The organism is Hymenobacter segetis, assembly GCF_054776495.1.
Genome location: NZ_BAAHBV010000001.1, coordinates 1,307,977 through 1,325,619 on the forward strand (window position 1 = coordinate 1,307,977; position 17,643 = coordinate 1,325,619).

A 17,643-nucleotide genomic window follows, 5' to 3' on the forward strand; every position below is an offset into this window, starting at 1 on the left:
CATGGTTTAGAAGCGGAAATTGTACGTCAGCGACGGGATGACCGGGAACAGCGACACCTGCTTGGCCTGGAAGCCGGTGGTGCGGCCGGTGGCCTTGTCGCGCACGGTATCGAAGAACACGAAGTAGGCGTTGCGGCGGTTGTAGGCGTTGTAGATGCTCAGGGTGAGGTCCTGGTCGCGCCGGACCCCGATTTTGTACACCACGCCGAGGTCGAGGCGGTGGTACGGGATGAGGCGGTAGGAATTGCGGTCGGGGTACACGGGCACCGGGCGCGGGTCGATGCCCACGCTGGAACCCGGAATATCCTGCACCCCAAACCGGCCCAGCGGCAGCGTGGTGAGGTTGCCCGAGGTGTAAATGAAGCTGGCCGTGAGATTGATGCGGGTATTGAGTTGGTGCAGCACCACCACGGTCAGGTTGTGGCGGCGGTCGTAGTTGGGATGGAAATCGCGGCCGCCGTTCACGCCGTTGGTGCCGTTCTGGGGCTGGAAATTGCGCCAGCTCCAGGCCAGCGTGTAGCCAATCCAGCCGGTGGTTTTGCCGGTTTTCTTCTCTAAGTAAAGCTCGTTACCATAAGCCCAACTCTTGCCGAAAATGAACTCCTGGTCCAAATCGGGATTCACAAACAGCTGCGCGCCGTCGCGAAAATCGACCTGATTGCGGCCCCATTTGTAGTACAGCTCATTGGTGAGCAAATATTTCCCGCCGCCCAGCAGGAAGCTGGCCCCGCCGCTCACCTGCTGCGACTGCTGCGGCTTCACCGACAGCCGCGAGGGGTACCAGATATCGGTGGGCAGCGACGCGCCCGAGTTCGTGACCAAATGCACGTACTGGTACATCATGGCGTAGTTGAGCTTGAACGAGGTCTTATCGTTCAGAGCGTAGCGGGCGGCGGCGCGGGGCTCCAGGCCGCCGTACTGGTCGGTGCCGCTACGGAAACCGGTCAGGCGCAGGCCGCCTTCTAGTTGGAGCTTGTCGGTGGCCTTGTAGTTGTCGGAGGCGTACACACCGCCGTCGAGGCCGTAGTAATGCACATCGGAACCGATGTCGAGGCGGCCGTCGCCGGTGCTGGCGCTGAGGCGGCCCACGCCGAAGCGGTGCTGCGTGAGCATGGCCCCTAACTTGATTTGGTGGCGGTCGTTGGGCGTGTATTCAAAATCGGTGCGCCCGGTGTAGTCCGTGATTTGCGAGCCCAGGTTGAAATTGAACACGTTGGCCAGCTGGTTGGTCAGCGTGTATTTATAGTCCGACACCGACACGGTGGTATTCACGAATAGCTTGGGCGAAAACGTGTGGTTCCAGCGCAGCGAGCCAATGGTATTGCCCCACTGGAAGCTGAACTTGAACCCGTTCGGACTGCTGAAACCGAAAATATCGCGGCCCAGGTAGCCGGTCAGAAACACCTGGTCCTTCTCGCCGAGCGTGTAGTTGGCCTTGGCGTTGAAATCGTAGAAATAGTAGTCGGGAATGGGGCTGTAGTCCTCCTTGCCCTCGTTGGCCTTGTTGAGCGCCCGGGTGAAAATGTCAAAATACGTGCGCCGGCCGCTCACGATGAATGAGCCCTTGCCCTTGTTTATCGGCCCTTCGTAGGTGAGGCGCGACGAAATAAGGCCCACGCCGCCGGTGGCCACGTAGTGCTGGCGGTCACCCTCGCGCAATTTCACATCGACCACCGACGACAGCCGCCCGCCAAACTGCGCCGGGAAGCCCGACTTGTACAGGTCCACGCTCTGCACGGCATCGGAGTTGAACACCGAGAACAACCCGAACAAGTGGTTAGGATTATACACCACCGTGTTATCCAGCAGCACCAGGTTCTGGTCGGCCGAGCCGCCGCGCACAAACAGGCCGCTGGTGCCCTCGCCCCCACTCTGCACGCCGGGCTTTAGCTGCAACGTTTTCAGGATATCGACCTCGCCAAAAAGGGCCGGCAGCAGCTTGGCTTCCTTAATGCTGAGGTGCTCGACGCCCATTTGGGTGGTTTTGAGCTTTTGCTCCAGCGTCACGGAGCCTTCCACCACCACTTCGCCCAACTCATTGCCACTTTCTTCCATGTTGAGGCTCAGGCGCTCGTTTTTTTTCAGGTTCACCTCGCGGGTGATTTGCTGATAGCCGATGAAGGCGATGACCAGCTGGTGATGCCCCGCGGGCAGGCTCAGCGAATAGTGCCCGAGCGAGTCGGCCGCCGTGCCGGTATTGAGGGCGGGCACGGCCACGCTGGCCCCGGGCAGGGTTTCGCCGCGCCCGCCGCGCACCGTGCCGCTGATGGTGAACCGCGCCACCGTCTGGGCCCGGCCGGTCTGCGGCCATCCCAGCCCCAACATAAACAACAACAAGTAGTAACGCCGGGCAGCACTAAAAATCATACGGTAGCAGTCGAGGAAGACGCAAAGGTAGCGTCCTCCCCAACGCCGGCCTGCACCGGATAGTTTAGCGCCCGTGCCGGGGCGGGTTATTTGCCCACGTAGGACTGCAAAACCTGCGCAATCTGGGCGGCCGGCACTACGCCCGCCTGCCGCCACACCGGCTGCCCCTGATGGAACAGAATCAGCGTGGGAATGCTCTGCACGCGGTATTGCTGGGCCACGGCCTGGTTACGGTCCACGTCGATTTTGACGACGCGCACCTTGCCGCCGTGCTGGGCCGCCACCTGCTCCAGAATAGGGGCCATGGTTTTACAGGGGCCGCACCAGGTGGCGTAAAAGTCAACCAGCACCGGCATTCCAGGGCTGTTGATGAGTTCGGGGAAAGACTTGCGAGGCATGGCGAAGGGTGGTTAAGCGAGAAGTCAAGGGCTTTGAACCATATATAACGCAAAAAGCCCGGCGCGTGGCCGGGCTTTTTGGTTTTTGCGGCCGCAATCGGCTTCGCTACTTGTTGATAATTGTCACGTCGTTGGCTACTTCGGGCAGCGTAAAGCGCCCGCCCACGGCTTTCACACCTTTCACGCGGCACTCCCAAGTGTAGCGGCCGGGGATGGCGCTGGCCGCTTCGCCGGTTTCGGCCTTGAAGTATTCGGGGTCGGAGGGGTCGGTGGGAAAAAGCACGTCGACGCCGGTCTGGCCTTTGGCCAGCTCTTTCACCAGTAGGTAGTCTTTGCCGGTTTTCTCGCTGTGCACGATGAAGATAGCCGTGTAAGGGCCGAGCTGGCCATATTTATCCAGGATGCCCAGCTTGATTTGGGCGGTGGTGCTCACCATCCAGGTTTGCGCGTGGGCTTCGGGGGCCGAGCCCAGTAGCAATATCATCATCAGTGCCCCGGTCAGCCAGCCGGCCAGGGGCCACTGTTTGGGCTTTAAAAAAGCAGGTACAGTTATCATCACGGTTAAAAAGGAGAGAAAAAGGGTGAAATGCAGTTAGCCAGAAAGAGAGATAAAATGCGAGAAATCCGCACATTACTGGCCAAGATAGTACGTTGATAACAAATCCGCAACTTGCAGCAAGCGAAGTCTGTTAAGGTTTCAGTCAAATTGTTCCTGTCCGACTACTATTTGCGTAATGCCCAGGCAACGCTCGCGGTCTGTTTCATGGCCGTCCGATAATCCTTCGCCGACCCTTGCCGGCCCCCGCTGCGGCCTTTGCGAACGGGAGGTGCAGGCCACCTCCCGCCACCACCTGGTACCCCGCGAAGAAGGCGGCAAATATGGCCCCACCGTCGACCTCTGCCAGCCCTGTCACAGCAGCGTGCACCGCTTCCTGAGCAACCGCGCCCTGGCCAGGCAGTATGCTTCCGTGGAAGCCCTGCGGGAAGCCGATGAATTGCAAACCTACCTGCGCTGGATTCGGAGGCAGCGCGTGGAGCGCATCAGCAACCGGCGCGGCCGACGCTGAGCAGGCTTGCGCCGCCTGGTATTTTTAACGGAGCTTTGCCGGATGAACCGCTATTTCGTGCCTTTCGCGCAGCTTCGGCAGCAGCCTACTATTGTGGTGGATAGCGTGGGCCTGGGGGCCGTGCTCACGCTGGCGCACTGGCGCGGGGCGGCCACGCCCACGGCCCTGCGCGACGATACGAGCGCAGGCTCGGCGCTGCGGGCGCTGCACCAGACCACCACGCCGGGCCTGGACGCAGCGGCCGTCACGGCCAATCATTTTGATATTGACGGCTTTATCGGCGTGTGGAGTTTACTGAATCCGGCACTGGCTTTGGAGCACGAAGCACTGCTGCGTCTGGTGGCCGTGCTGGGCGATTTCCGGGAAATCGACCTGACCCACCCGCTGGCCAATGACGCGCTGAAGCTGGTGTGTTGGCTGAATGCCGAGGAAAAAGCCCGGTTCTACGAACCCTTCGGCGCGCCCATCCGGCGGCGGCGCGAGGACGAGGCCTCGGCCGAAAAGTTCGACTGGTTTCTGCCACGCTTTGCCGAATTGCTCCAAAACCCGGAGAACGGCCGCGCCGCCTGGCAGCCCGAATACGACCTGGTGCAACGGGCGGCGGCCATCATCCAAAGCCCCCAAACCACGCGGCGGCACTACCCAGAAATCGGCCTGGCGGTGGTGCATACACCCGCGCCACTGCCATACTACGCCCTTTTCGGCCCCACGGCAGGCTATGATATCGTGCTGAGCCAGTACGAAGGCAACCGATACGAGCTAGAATACAAATACACGACGTGGATTGACCTGGCCAGCCGCCCTACCCTGCCGCGCCTGGCGCTGGCCCCACTCACAGCCCGCCTCAACGCGCTGGAAAACAGCGGCCGCACCTGGACCGCCGACGGCATCACCGACACCGGCCCGCTCCTGCGCCTGACCGGCAAGAAGCTAACCAAAGCCGAGCGCTACGCCGACCCCGACGGCCGGCCGATTTATCCGTCGTCCATTGCGCCGGAGGATATTGAACGGCAAGTGTTGGCGTTTTTTCGGGCCGGCTACGCTGGGATTGAGCCGAAGAAATACTGGACCTGGCCGGAGGTGAAGGCGGCCGGGATGTAACGCGGACTCGCAGATTCCACGCTACAGCTACACCGCGCAGTCGGTTTCTTCGCCGCGCACGTCTACCAAGTGCACTGAACTGTTGCCGCCCGCGCCCGGCCGTACCCGAATCTGGGTGCCAATGCGGTCTTTGAGGTCGGAAACGTGGGAGATGATGCCAATCATTTTGCCTGAGTGTTGCAGACGCTCCAGCGCATCTAGAGCGGTGTTCAGCGCCTCGGGGTCGAGCGTGCCGAAGCCTTCATCAATGAATAACGACTCGATACGGGCCTTGTGGCCAGCCAGCTCACTCAGGCCCAAAGCCAGTGCCAGGCTTACCAGGAAGCTTTCGCCACCCGAGAGCGAAGCCATGGGGCGCACGGTATCGGCCTGGTCGTGGTCGATGATTTGCAGCTCCAGGTTGCGGTGCGGGGTTTTGAGGATGGTGTAGCGGCCGGTGAGCTGGCGCAGGCGCAGATTGGCCAGTCGGGCGAGGTGGGTGAGCGTGAGGCCTTGCGCAAACTGGCTGAACTTGTCGCCCCGCGCCGAGCCAATTTGGTCGCTCAGGTCCTGCCAGCGCTGCTCTTCCAGCTGGCGCAGCAGCAGTTCCTGCAAGCCAGCCGCCTGCTGGGTGCGGGCATCGTCGTCCAATTTCAGCTGATTGCCCACGGCCCCCAGCTTCTGCTGCAGAATGTCATCGGCGGCTGAGAGGGTATTGAGCTGGGCCGTTAGCTCGGGGGCCGAGTGCGGCGTTAGGCCGGCCTCGGCGTGGTGGCTGAGCTCGGCGGTGAGGTCGGTGAGGCGGCGGGCGGCGGCGGTTTGGTTAGTAAGGTGTTCCTGGCGAAGCTGCTGGAGGCGCTGGGCTTCGGCGGCGGGTAGCAGCAGGGCGCGGGCCTCGGCGGCGCTGGCGAGGCCTGCGGTTTCCAAGGCCCTGGTTAGCTCAGCCTGCCGCTGGGCATAGGCCGCACTGTGCGCGGCAAGCTGGGTTTGCAGGTCGTCGCGGCGGTTTTGCTGGATTTCGAGGGCTTTCTGCTGGTCGGCTAGTTGGCTTTGGCTGAGCTGCTGGGCATTGGCCAGGCGCAGGGTAGCTTGACGAGACTGCTCGGCTTCGGCGGCGGGATTGGGGCCAGCGTAAGCTGCCTGGCGAGCCTGCTGCTGCTGGCGTAGCGCTTCCTCGTCGGCCGCCAAAATAGCGACGGCAGCGGCAAGTTGGGCTTCCTGCTGCGTCAAGGCCTGCTGATGGGCATTGCGCTGGCTGGTTTTTTCCAGCAGCTGTTTTCCCAGCTCACTGAGCGTGGTCACCTGGGTTTCGTAATGGTCGGCTCGCTCCCGCAGCGTGGCCAGCAGGCCGTCGTAGGGCGGCCGGGCGGGCAGTTCCAGCTTATGCGGCTGGAGGAAATCCCGAAGCGAGCTTTGGAAAATCTCGGCCTGTTCCTGCCAATGCACCAGCTCATCGGCGAGGCGAGCCAGGTCGGCTTCGATGGTTGTCTGCCGGTCCAGCAGGCGTGGAATCTCGCGTTGCGCGGCGGTGATGGCCTCACCGGCCTGCAGGTATTTTTCGCGCAGCGCGCCCAGCTTTTCATCAAGCTCGGCCAGGCGGCGACGGGCGGCGACGGCCGCAGCTTGCTCACCGGCCGCCGCTTCCAGCAGCGCACGAACGGCGGCGGGGTTGGCCGGTTCGGCGGGCGCGGGCACCAGTGCCGCTGCGAGGTCGGCGGCTTGCTGACGGGCCGTTTCGGCAGCATCAGCTGCTTCCCTACGGAGCTGCTGGCGCTGGCGCTGCTCGGTCTGGTGACGGGTGAGGGCGGTAGTGGCTTGCCGAAATTCCTCATCGAGCGCGGCCAGAGCCCGCTCCTGCTGGGTCACGCGCAGTTCCTGTGCATCGGCTTCGGCCGTAAAATCGGGGCCGAAGGCATGTTCCAGCGCGCCACACAGCGGGCAGGGCTGGCCGGCCTCTAGGTGCTGGCGGTGGGTGTTGAGGTCGGCCAGGGCTTGCTGGACGCGCAGTTCGCGGCGGTAGCTGTCGAGCAGCTTCTGGCCGTCGGCGCGGCGGGTTTCGAGGTGATTTGCAGCCGCTTCGGCCGTGACCAGAGCCGGGGCCTGTTGGTCGATTTCAGCGGCCAGGGCAGCGGCGCGGGTCTGGTGCTCGTGGGCTGCTTCGGCTTTGGGCAGCAGCTGTTGCAGGGCCTGCCGGTGGGCGGTGAGGTCGTCGGCGCGCTGGACGAGGGCGGCGGCCGACGTGCCGGCCAGAAGAGCGTCGCGCTCGGTGCGGCAGGGCTGGCCTTCGTCCTTGATGGCTCGCTGGCGGGCTAGGGCGTCGGTTTCGAGGCCGTGCTGACGGCGCAGGTCGGTGGTGGTTTGGTCCTGGGCTTTGCGCAGTTCGGCGCGGCTGGCCTCGCGGGTGGCTATTTCCTTTTGCGCGTTTTGCAGGTCGATGATTTCACGACTTATCTGGTCGAGTTGCTTATCAAGTTTAATCTCGGCGCTGTGCTCGATGAGCCAGCGGTCCAGGGCCGCGTTGCGGGTTTGCAGGGCTTCAATCTGCTGTGTCTCGCGGTTTAGGTCGGCTTCGGCCTGGGCATAAGCCTTCTGGCTTTGCTCGTGGGCCGCGTGCTTTAAGTTGAGCTGCTGCCGGGCGGCGGCAATCTCGGCATCCTGCTGCTGCGCTTTGCTGAGCAGGGGGCGCAGGCGGTTTTCGTCGGCCAGGGCGGTGGCGTGGGCGGTGGTGGCGGCGGTGTGGGCAGTGGCGGCAGCATCGGCGGCCAAGCGCAGGCGGGGCAGGGCTTCGGCTAGTTCGCGTAGCTGCGTTTCGTCGCTATTGACTTCCTTTTCAGCGGCCGCGGCCAGTTCCAGTGGCTTATCAACGGCAGCGGCGCGTGCGTGGCCATCTAGCCGGGCAATATCGGGTTGCAGGGTTTCGTCATCGCGGCGCAGGCGCTCCACTTCGCGGGCCGTGTCGCTCAACTGCTTATTTAACTGGTCCAATTCAGTGCGCCATACCAAGAAAACAGTTAGGTCCTGCTGCTCCAAGTGGTGCCATTCCGCTTGCTGGTGCAGCACGTCGAGCTGGGCCTCCAGCTCCGCCCGCTCGTCGTCCGACAGCAGCCGGGTGGCATCTAGCTTGGCACGCAGCAGCCTGGTTTTCAGCTCCTCTTCCTTGGCCTTCTCAAACGCGGCCACGCTCAGCCGCGAGTAGATGCCCACGTTAGTCATCTTTTCCAGCAGGGCGCTCCGCTCCTTCTCGGGCGCGTGCAGGAAGCGCGCAAACTTGCCCTGGCTCAGCAGCACCGACTGCTCAAACTGCCCGAAATCGAGCCCCGACAACTCCCCCACCCGCTTCGGTACTGCCTCCTTGCCGCTGATAACGGCCACGTTGGATGGGCTCATTACCAGCGTCATGGCATCGGCATTCAGCGCGCCTTTGTCTTCGCCGCGCACTTTGCGCTTCACTTCCCAGCGCGAGCGGTAGCGCACGCGGTCCACCACGCCGGTGTCGGGGTTGGTTTCGTGCACCTCGAATTCTACTTCCGAAAAAGCGTCTTTGGCGTGGCGGCTCACCATCTCGCCCACCTGGCGGTCGTGGCGCGGCACGCGGCCGTAGAGTCCCACCGCAATGGCATCCAGCAGCGTGCTTTTGCCCGCGCCGGTGGGGCCGGTGATGGCAAAAAGCCCCGTGTCGGCCAGCGGCGTTTCATCGAAGCGAATCAGAAACGGCCCGGGCAGCGAGTTCAGGTTAGCGAAGCGGACGCTGATAATTTTCATAGGATAAAATTACGCCCGCCGCTACCAGCATCAGGCTGGCGGCGGCGGGCGAAGAACCAGGCCAAGCCGAAAGGCAGGTTATTTGGAGGTGGCAGCCTTCTGGCGACGGGCATCTTCGGCCAGATAGAAAGTGGCTTCTTTCTGGTATGGCTGGAGGTCCCAGCTCGATTGGGCCCGGGCCAGGTTCACCATGGCCGTCTGGATGGCAGTGCGCTGCTCGGGCGTGCATAGCGCACTGGTCGAATCAGCAAGCAGGGCGGTGTGGAAGCGGTCGAGCTGGGTTTCCATGGCCGTCACCTGCTCGGCACCTTTCTTGGGCAGCAGCTCGGCCGGCGTGCGCTGCATCGGGAACGTTTGGCCCCGGTAAGTGCCTGTGGCGGCAGCCGGTGTGGCAGGGGCTCCTTTTTTATTGGCAGCCCGGCTAGCCAGCCGAATGCCGCCCACAATACCGTTTATGAGGTAGGCCTGAGCGCAGGCTTCGGTGGCCGTGCCCAGCAAAAAAGCGAGGGCAGCGATAGGCAGTATTAATTTTTTCATGAGTAGAACGAATATGGAAGTCAAAACTACCGCCGAAAATCCACTGTAACCAGTTTTATCCGTCCGTTCCGCCCCAGGCCAACGGGTCGGCTTCGGCCAGCAGCTGGCGCAGCTCGCCGAAGGTGGCGGAGAGGGCGGCCGCCCGCTCGGGCGGCAGGCTGGCTACGCGGCGGCTGAACACTTCGTCCACGGTCAATTCGTGCAGCAGGGCCAGCGGCATCGTGCTTTCGGCCAGGTCAGCGGCTTCGGTGGCGCGCTGGTGGCGCACGCCACGCGGAGCCAGCACCTGGGCTTTTTGCAGCTGCAACACGGCCTGCACGCGGCGCTGCACTTCGGCGGGCGTTTCGTCGGAGCGCACCAGCACATCGGCCCAAGCCACGAATTGAAACGCGGAATTATCGAAGGCCAGAATGTCGGCCTCCACCTCCTCCAGCGTGCCGTGAAAGCGCTGCAAGCGCCGCGTGACCGGCACGGGCAAACTGGTAATGGTGGGCGCGCCGGCCCCATTGAATTCCAGTAGCAGCACTTGTTGCTTGTCATCGGCTTCGGTGAAGGACAGCGGCACCGGCGAGCCCGAGTAGCGGATGTGCGCCCGCCCGCCCACCACCTGCGGGCGGTGCAGGTGGCCCAGGGCCACGTAGTCGAACGCGGCGGGGAAATGCTCGGCCCCAATCAAACCCAGCCCGCCGATGTGCACGTCGCGCTCGGCCCCTTCGCGAGCTTCGCCGCCGGCCGCGTAGAGGTGGCCGGTGGCCAGCACGGGCACGTCCTGCTCGCGCTGGCGCCGCACGGATTCGTGGTCGGCCAGGGCGGCGTAGTGGCCGGCAATGCTCTGGCGGATGCGGAGTTGGCGGTCGTCGGGGGTTTCGCCGGCCACGGCCAGGCGGATGTCGCGGTCGCGCAGGAAGGGCACGGCACACACCACCAGCCCCGGGCGGCCATCGGCTCCGTTGAGATTGAGAATTTGCTCGGTGGGGTCGGTAGGCACGCCGCCCACTACGTGGATGCGCAGCTGCCGCAGCAGCTGCCGCGAGGCGTTGAGCATGGTGGGCGAGTCGTGGTTGCCGCCCACCACCACAATGTCGCGGCAGCCGGTGGCTTGCATCTTCACCAAAAACGTATAATACAGCTCCTGCGCCGTGTAGGACGGCGTTTGGGTATCGAAAATATCGCCGGCCACTACCAGCACCTCTATCTGCTGGGCCTGCACCGTCAGCAGCAGCCAGTCGAGGAAAGCCTGCTGCTCGGTGGTGCGCTCCTGGCCGGTGAGGAAGTGCTGGCCAAGGTGCCAGTCGGCGGTGTGAAGGACGCGCATTTAGGGGATAGGTAGCGGGTATTAAGGAAGGCGGGGAACTGCTGAAACGATAATCGAGGCAGAAAATTCACCTGCAAAGTTCGGTCAAAGTCCATAGATGAGTTCGCCTCATAACAATGGCTCATTCAATAAAACCAGCCAAATGCGCAAGACCAACTACTTACAACCGGACAAAGGTGCAACCCGTTATTCCGACGGCTACCCAAGTAACGGGGCACTCATCCCGCTTTCATGAGGTTGCTACTAATATGCACCGCCAATTCATTGGCCGACGCTTCACACTTTCCCATTCCCTATGAAACACTCGCCGCTGGCCCAGGCCGGCATTCCCATTGCTCCCTCCCTCGATTCTACCCTGGCCGATGACGGCGTGCGGCCCCGCGTGGCCCCCGACAAGCAGCGCCTGGTACGTATTTCGGCCTTGGCGGTGCTGGTGGCCGTGGTCATCAGCTTCGTGGCCCGCCTGCTGGTCTACCTCATCAATTTGGTGACCAATCTGGTTTTCCACGGCAGTGCCTCACTGGAATACCACAGCCCGGCCGATAACCACCTTGGCCTGTGGGTTATCCTCATGCCGGCACTGGGCGGCCTGCTGGTCAGCCTGATGGCCATCTATGGCTCGAAAGCCATTCGCGGCCACGGCATCCCCGAGGCCATGGAGCAGATTCTGACCAACCAGAGCCGCATCAAGCCCTCCATCATGTATCTGAAGCCGTTGTCGGCGGCTATTTCGATTGGTACGGGCGGGCCGTTTGGGGCCGAGGGGCCGATTATTGCCACCGGCGGGGCACTGGGCTCCACACTGGGCCAGCTCATCAAAATCACCCACCACGAGCGCAAGGTGCTGCTGGCGGCGGGCGCTACGGCGGGCATGTCGGCCATTTTCGGTACGCCTATCGCGGCGGTTTTTCTGGCTATCGAGCTGCTGCTGTTTGAGTTTTCGCCGCGCTCACTGCTGCCGGTGGCGCTGGCCTGCATCACGGGAGCGGCGGGGCATCACTTGCTGTTTGAGCAAGGTCCGGCGTTTCCCATGCCCGCGCTGCTGGCCCCTAGCAACGGTGCGCTGGCAACCTACAGCGCTATCGGGCTGCTGGTGGGACTGGCCTCGGTGGCCATCACCAAAATCGTGTATTTCATTGAGGACTTGTTCGAAGAACTGCCCATTCACTGGGCGTGGTGGCCGGCACTGGGCGGGCTGGCCGTGGGTGGCATTGGCTACTTCGCGCCGCGCACGCTGGGCGTGGGTTATGAAAATATCACCGAGGTGCTGTCGGGCAACGCCTCGCTGAGTTTGCTGCTGACGCTGTGTTTGTTGAAGTTTGCCTCGTGGGCCATTTCGCTGGGCAGCGGCACGTCGGGCGGCACGCTGGCGCCGCTGCTCACCATCGGCGGGGCCACGGGCGCGCTGCTGGGCGTGGCTATTAAATACTTCTTTCCGGCTTCAGATATTGTGCTGCCGCTGGCGGCGCTGGTGGGCATGGCGGCCATGTTTGCGGGGGCGTCGCGGGCGCTGCTCACGTCCATCGTGTTTGCGGTGGAATCGACGGGCCAGGCCCAGGCGCTGCTGCCACTGCTGGGCGCCTGCACGGCGGCCTACCTGGTGTCGTTTCTGCTGATGGGCAATACCATTATGACCGAGAAAATTGCCCGGCGCGGGGTGAAAACGCCAGTCGACTACGAACCCGACCTGCTCGACAAAGTGAACGTGGGCCGCGTGCTGCAAAACGGCATGCTGGCCATCAGTACCGACAATACCATCGGCGAAGTGCGCGAGTGGACCGAGCGCGAAGCCGAACATACCGGCCCGCACTTAGTAGTGGTGAACCCCGACGGGGCGTTCGCGGGCATCGTGAGCACGGTGGCCCTGGCCGGCTGGCACGCCGACGAAAACGCGCCCATCAGCGCCCTGCTCCAGCCCCGCTCCTCTACCCTGCTGGCCACCGACAGCCTCCGCACCGCCGTAGAGCGCATGGCCCGCGAGAATGTGGACGTGCTGCCCGTGCTGGGCCCCGGCAGCAAGGCTTTGGTCAGCGGCGTAATCTCCTACCGCGACATCCTGACGGCCTACAAAAACCGCCTCGAAGATGACGACAGCACCACCCCGAATATTTCGCTCAAGCGCAAAAGCCTGCGCGTGCTGCTGCGCGGCCAGGCCATGTTTCAAAAGCAGAAATCGGAGATTGAGTAATTATTCGTAGCTCATGACACACAAAAAAGCCTCTTGCTATTTGCAAGAGGCTTTTTTTTAATGGATTAGAACAGACCCTTACAGGTGAATCACCTCGCCATATGCCGCCGCGGCAGCTTCCATAATGGCTTCCGACATCGTTGGGTGTGGGTGCACGGCCTTGATGATTTCCATGCCGGTGGTTTCCAACTTGCGGGCCACCACTACCTCGGCAATCATTTCGGTCACGTTCATGCCAATCATGTGGGCGCCGAGCCACTCGCCGTATTTCTTGTCGAAAATGACTTTCACGAAGCCGTCTTTGGCACCGGCGGCGCTGGCTTTGCCCGAGGCTGAGAAGGGGAATTTGCCCACCAGCACGTCGTAGCCTTTGGCTTTGGCTTCGGCTTCGGTGTAGCCCACACTGGCAATTTCGGGCGAGGCGTAGGTGCAGCCAGGGATATTCTGGTAGTTGAGCGGCTCGGGGTGGTGGCCGGCGATTTTCTCAACGCAGATGATGCCTTCGGCCGAGGCGACGTGGGCCAGCGCGGGGCCGGGCACAATGTCGCCGATGGCGTAGATGCCGGGCACGTTGGTCTGGTAGAAATCATCGACCAGCACACGGCCACGCTCTACCTTGATGCCCAGCTCTTCGATGCCGATGTTTTCGAGGTTGGTGGTCACGCCCACGGCGCTCAGCACCACGTCGCAGTCAATCTGCTGCTCGCCTTTGGCGGTTTTGATAGTCACTTTGCAGCCTTCGCCGCTGGTGTCCACTTTAGTTACTTCGGCGCTGGTGAGCACGTTCACGCCGATTTTGCGGAACGACTTCTCCATCTGGCGCGACACTTCCTCGTCCTCCACGGGCACGATGCGGGGCAGGAACTCCACCACCGTCACCTCCGAACCCATGGTGCGGTAGAAGTAGGCAAACTCGACACCGATGGCACCGGAACCTACCACCACGAGGCGCTTGGGCAGCTGCTCCATGCTCATGGCCTTGCGGTAGCCGATGATTTTTTTGTTGTCAACCGGCATCGTGGGCAGCTCGCGCGAGCGGGCGCCGGTGGCCAGAATGATGGATTTGGCTTCCACCGTTTCCTTGCTGCCGTCGGCCTTGGTTACCTCCACTTTGCCGGGGGCCACCACCTTGCCGGTGCCCATCACGGCTTCGATTTTATTTTTTTTGAACAGGAAGTTGATGCCCTTGCTCATGCCGTCGGCCACGCCCCGGCTGCGCGAAATCACCGCACCGAAGTCGTAGCCGATGCCTTCGGCCTTCAGGCCATAGTCGGCGGCGTGGTTGAGGTACTCAAACACCTGCGCCGACTTGAGCAGGGCTTTGGTGGGGATGCAGCCCCAGTTGAGGCAAATGCCACCCAGCGACTCGCGCTCGATAACGCCCACTTTCAAACCCAGTTGCGACGCCCGAATGGCGGCTACGTACCCGCCGGGGCCGCTGCCGACCACGACCAAATCAAATTGCAATGCCATAGAATGCTGCGAAAGAAAAAAGTAAACCGGGCCCGGCTGGGGGGCCCACCCATTACGAGCCGTAAAGATAGCCGCCGCGCCGCGTCGGGATTGTAGTTGCCGGTGGGTTATCTTGCCAACAAGATTTTGGCGCGGTCTGGGCCAGCAGCCAATTTTTGAATTTTCCCGTATAAGGCCCGGTTACGGCGCAGCTTGCCGTGGCTACACATTTCTGCATTCCATGAAACCACATTTTCGCGCTCCTATGGCGGCCCTCGGGTTGCTCGCTTTCCTCACCAACTGCGCCACTACTGTTACTGAAAAAGAGAAGCCGGGCAATACCAGCCAGCTCATGACCATGCCGCCCGTGTCTGATGCCCGCCGACCGGACTCGACCGGCGCGGCCATTTCAGCTCCCGATGCCCGCACCACTAGCGAGGCCAACGGCATTGCCGCCACGCCCGCCACCGCCGTGGCTTCGGATGCGGCCTCGGCTGCCGCGCTGGCCGCCGACCGGCCCGACCCGAACGCGCTATCGGCCACGGCGGCTTCGGCCGAGCGCGAGAAGGAGAAAAAAATGACGGTCCTCGACTACCGCAACATGCTGGCCAACGCTGATGCCATCCTGAAAGTAGAGCCCAAAAATTCGGCGGCTTACCTGCAGCGGGCCAAGGCCAAAAGCTACCTCAAGAACTACGCAGAGGCTCTGCCTGACTACGCCACGGCCATCAAGTACCAGCGCAACAACCCCGATGCGTACTACAACCGGGGCGTAAACCGCCTGATGATGAAGCAGTACAAAGCCGCTTCGACTGACTTTTCGGGAGCCATCAAGTACCGACCCGATGACAAGGAATCATACTTCGGCCGGGGCGTGGCCAAGATGCAGATGTACCAGTACAAGCCCGCCGTGGCCGATTTTACTAAAGCCATCCAGCTCGATTCGACCTACGCCGACGCTTGGGAATATCGCGGCATCAGCTATTCGTCATTTGATAAGCTCTCCGAAGCCCGCCGCGACCTCGAAAAGGCCGCTAAGTTGAACCCCGAAGCCGCCAAGAGCCTGCGCCGCTATGTGGGCAATGATGAGGGCAAAGCGCCCATCAAGCCGGCTCCTGCGGCGCGCACGGGTGGCGTGCACCCCAAGCCCGGCCAGCACTAGGCCGGAAAGCTTCAGCTGACGAATAAGAGAACGTCATGCTGAGCGGAGCCGAAGCATCTCTACCGCATTACTAAATTAAATTAGTTGCGCGGTAGAGATGCTTCGGCTCTGCTCAGCATGACGTTCTTGTTTTATCCCTTCCTCACCCCTACTTCCCGCCGAAAAACAGTTTGAAATAAAAACTGGGCTTGCGCAGCCGCTCGCGCAGGTCCAAATCCATGAACATCATGGACAGGGTTTCGGCCAGCGTGGGGTTGTTCACGGCACGGTTGGCCACGATGTTGAACAGGCTGGGGAAGTTGAGTAGCCGCTGCATCACGCGGCTCAGGCGCAGCTCCTGGCCGAGGCGGTTGTAGACGGCTTTGTCGTAGTTTTTGAGGAAATCGGAGCTGAAATCGGCTTTTTTCACCGCCTCCACGGCCCAGATGGCGGCGTGCCGGCCGCTCACCATGGCGTGCGAAATGCCTTCGCCGGAGAATGGGTCGATGAGCGAACCGGCATCGCCGAGCAGGAAATAACCCGCGCCGGACAGCGCCCGCCGCTTCGAGCCCAGCGGCAGGCCGAAGCCTTTGACCGGCCCCAGCCGCGTGGCCCCGGCGAAGCGCGGGGCCAGCGTGGGGTGCGTGGCCAGAATCTCATCGAGGCGCTGGCGCAGGTTGATTTTTTTGGCGGCTACGGTTTTGGAGAGCATGCCCACGCCCACGTTGGCCTGGCCGTTGGGGAGCGGGAACACCCAGAGGTAGCCGGGCAGGAAGTCCTTGATGAAGTGCAGCTCGATGAAGTTATCGGGGCTGAGGCCGCTCACGCCGTCATAGTAGGTGCGCAGGCCGGCGCAGTGGTGGTCGGGCTCCAGGGCGTGGCCAGCCACTTTGCGGGCAAATTCGGACTGCGCACCGTTGGCCACGAGCAGTAGGCGGCAGGTGGCGATTTCCTGGCCGGCTTTGTCGAATAATTGCCAGCCCTCGGGCGTGCGCTCGGTGCGGGCCACGTCCACGTTTTCGCGGAAGTCGATTTCAGGGCGCTGCCGCACTTCTTCCACCAGGAAATTATCGAAATCAATGCGCTTGGCGACGTGGCCGGCGGTGTGGTCGGTGGCCTTGTCGAACTGGGGCTTGAAGGGGATGGCGAGCTTGCGGCCGTTGGGCGCGATGAAGTCGATGCCCCAGCTGGGAATCTGGATGGGCGAGGCGGCCAGCTTGGCGTGCAGGCCGGGCTCGATGCGCTTCAACTCATTGATGACCTTGCCGCTGAGGGCGTCGCCGCAGGTTTTGTCGCGCGGGAACGCGGCGCGGTCCAGCAGCAGGCAAGGCTGGCCGGCGTTGGCGAGGTGCAGGGCGGCGGCGGCCCCGCCGGGGCCCGCGCCCAGAATGCAGATGTCGTAGGTTGTCATTCCGAAGGTGTCATTCCGAGCATGTTGCGCATCAAGCAAGGTCGAGGAATCTGAGATAATGTGGCACAAAGGACGCTACACAATTCAGATTCCTCACTTCGTTCGGAATGACGGGCGGCCTTACCTTCGCCCCATGACCAACACACTCACCGGAAAAGTGGCCCTCGTGACGGGCGCTTCCAAAGGAATTGGCCGCGCCATCGCGGCGCATTTTGCCCAGCTCGGCGCCGATGTCGCCTTCACGTATTTATCCTCAGTGGAGAAGGGCCAAGCCCTCGAAACCGAGCTTTCGGCCAACGGCACGAAAGTGAAAGGCTACCGCTCCGACGCCTCCGACTACGCCCAGGCCGAAAAGCTGATTGAGGACGTGGTGGCCGATTTTGGCAAGCTCGACATCCTCGTCAACAACGCCGGCATCACGCAGGACGGCCTGCTGATGCGCATGTCCGAGCAGCAGTGGGACAACGTACTCACCGTAAACCTAAAATCGGTGTTCAACCTCACCAAAGCGGCCACCAAGCCCATGATGCGCGCCAAAGCCGGCTCCATCATCAACATGACCAGCGTGGTGGGCATCAAGGGCAACGCCGGGCAGGCCAACTACGCCGCCAGCAAGGCCGGCATCATCGGCTTCACCAAATCGGTGGCGCTGGAGCTGGGCTCGCGCAACATCCGCTGCAACGCCGTGGCCCCCGGCTTCATCGAAACCGAAATGACCGATGCCCTCGACCCCAAGCAGGTGGACGAGTGGCGCAAGGCTATTCCGCTCAAGCGTGGCGGCCGGCCCGAGGATGTGGCGAAAGCCACCGCATTTCTGGCGTCGGATGATTCGGCCTACATCACCGGCCAGGTGCTGCAGGTGGATGGCGGGATGCTGACGTAGGAAATTCAGCCCATTTAAGACTGAAGGGGCACCGCAGCACTT

Annotated in this window: 13 protein-coding genes; 5 read left to right on the forward strand and 8 right to left on the reverse strand. The window is 62.4% G+C overall.

The window, feature by feature from the left end; all coding sequences use genetic code 11:
* Window positions 1-6: 6 nt before the first annotated feature.
* The 3 genes from ACYU70_RS05620 to ACYU70_RS05630 all read right to left on the reverse strand — a co-directional run bounded on the left by ACYU70_RS05620 (window position 7) and on the right by ACYU70_RS05630 (window position 3,321).
* A complete protein-coding gene (locus ACYU70_RS05620; RefSeq protein ID WP_342298757.1) occupies window positions 7-2,367 on the reverse strand; it encodes a TonB-dependent receptor in 2,361 nt (786 codons plus the stop codon).
* A gap of 86 nt (window positions 2,368-2,453) precedes the next feature.
* Complete coding sequence (gene trxA, locus ACYU70_RS05625) at window positions 2,454-2,765, reverse strand: thioredoxin (RefSeq protein ID WP_342298758.1); 312 nt, start codon at window positions 2,763-2,765, stop codon at window positions 2,454-2,456.
* A 106-nt stretch (window positions 2,766-2,871) separates the two neighbouring features.
* Window positions 2,872-3,321, reverse strand: coding sequence for a hypothetical protein (locus ACYU70_RS05630; RefSeq protein WP_342298760.1), 450 nt, complete (start codon window positions 3,319-3,321; stop codon window positions 2,872-2,874).
* Between the two features lie 271 nt (window positions 3,322-3,592).
* Between ACYU70_RS05630 and ACYU70_RS05635 the strand changes: the two genes are divergently transcribed.
* Complete coding sequence (locus ACYU70_RS05635) at window positions 3,593-3,832, forward strand: HNH endonuclease (protein ID WP_342298762.1); 240 nt, start codon at window positions 3,593-3,595, stop codon at window positions 3,830-3,832.
* A 42-nt stretch (window positions 3,833-3,874) separates the two neighbouring features.
* Window positions 3,875-4,933 carry a DUF6687 family protein gene (locus ACYU70_RS05640; RefSeq protein WP_342298764.1) on the forward strand — a complete coding sequence of 353 codons (1,059 nt, stop codon included), beginning with the start codon at window positions 3,875-3,877 and terminating at the stop codon, window positions 4,931-4,933.
* Between the two features lie 27 nt (window positions 4,934-4,960).
* Here ACYU70_RS05640 and ACYU70_RS05645 read toward each other — a convergent pair whose 3' ends face one another.
* The 3 genes from ACYU70_RS05645 to sbcD form a co-directional block, all read right to left on the reverse strand.
* A complete protein-coding gene (locus tag ACYU70_RS05645; protein WP_342298766.1) occupies window positions 4,961-8,674 on the reverse strand; it encodes an AAA family ATPase in 3,714 nt (1,237 codons plus the stop codon).
* A 78-nt stretch (window positions 8,675-8,752) separates the two neighbouring features.
* Window positions 8,753-9,211 carry a hypothetical protein gene (locus tag ACYU70_RS05650; RefSeq protein ID WP_342298768.1) on the reverse strand — a complete coding sequence of 153 codons (459 nt, stop codon included), beginning with the start codon at window positions 9,209-9,211 and terminating at the stop codon, window positions 8,753-8,755.
* Between the two features lie 55 nt (window positions 9,212-9,266).
* Window positions 9,267-10,526 (reverse strand): exonuclease subunit SbcD, encoded by a 1,260-nt coding sequence (sbcD, locus tag ACYU70_RS05655; protein WP_342298770.1) that lies wholly within the window; start codon window positions 10,524-10,526, stop codon window positions 9,267-9,269.
* 295 nt (window positions 10,527-10,821) lie between these two features.
* Here sbcD and ACYU70_RS05660 point away from each other — a divergent pair, with 295 nt between their 5' ends.
* Complete coding sequence (locus ACYU70_RS05660; RefSeq protein ID WP_342298771.1) at window positions 10,822-12,714, forward strand: chloride channel protein; 1,893 nt, start codon at window positions 10,822-10,824, stop codon at window positions 12,712-12,714.
* Window positions 12,715-12,792: 78 nt separating this feature from the next.
* Here the strand turns inward: ACYU70_RS05660 and lpdA are convergent, their stop codons facing one another.
* Complete coding sequence (lpdA, locus tag ACYU70_RS05665; protein ID WP_342298773.1) at window positions 12,793-14,187, reverse strand: dihydrolipoyl dehydrogenase; 1,395 nt, start codon at window positions 14,185-14,187, stop codon at window positions 12,793-12,795.
* Between the two features lie 220 nt (window positions 14,188-14,407).
* Between lpdA and ACYU70_RS05670 the strand changes: the two genes are divergently transcribed.
* The gene (locus tag ACYU70_RS05670; RefSeq protein ID WP_342298775.1) at window positions 14,408-15,328 is read left to right on the forward strand and encodes a tetratricopeptide repeat protein; all 921 of its coding nucleotides are present in this window, start codon (window positions 14,408-14,410) and stop codon (window positions 15,326-15,328) included.
* 148 nt (window positions 15,329-15,476) lie between these two features.
* Here ACYU70_RS05670 and ACYU70_RS05675 read toward each other — a convergent pair whose 3' ends face one another.
* Window positions 15,477-16,718 (reverse strand): NAD(P)/FAD-dependent oxidoreductase, encoded by a 1,242-nt coding sequence (locus ACYU70_RS05675; RefSeq protein WP_342298778.1) that lies wholly within the window; start codon window positions 16,716-16,718, stop codon window positions 15,477-15,479.
* A 133-nt stretch (window positions 16,719-16,851) separates the two neighbouring features.
* Between ACYU70_RS05675 and fabG the strand changes: the two genes are divergently transcribed.
* Window positions 16,852-17,601: a 3-oxoacyl-[acyl-carrier-protein] reductase gene (fabG, locus tag ACYU70_RS05680; RefSeq protein WP_342298779.1), complete on the forward strand. Its 750-nt coding sequence runs from the start codon at window positions 16,852-16,854 to the stop codon at window positions 17,599-17,601.
* Window positions 17,602-17,643: the final 42 nt, after the last annotated feature.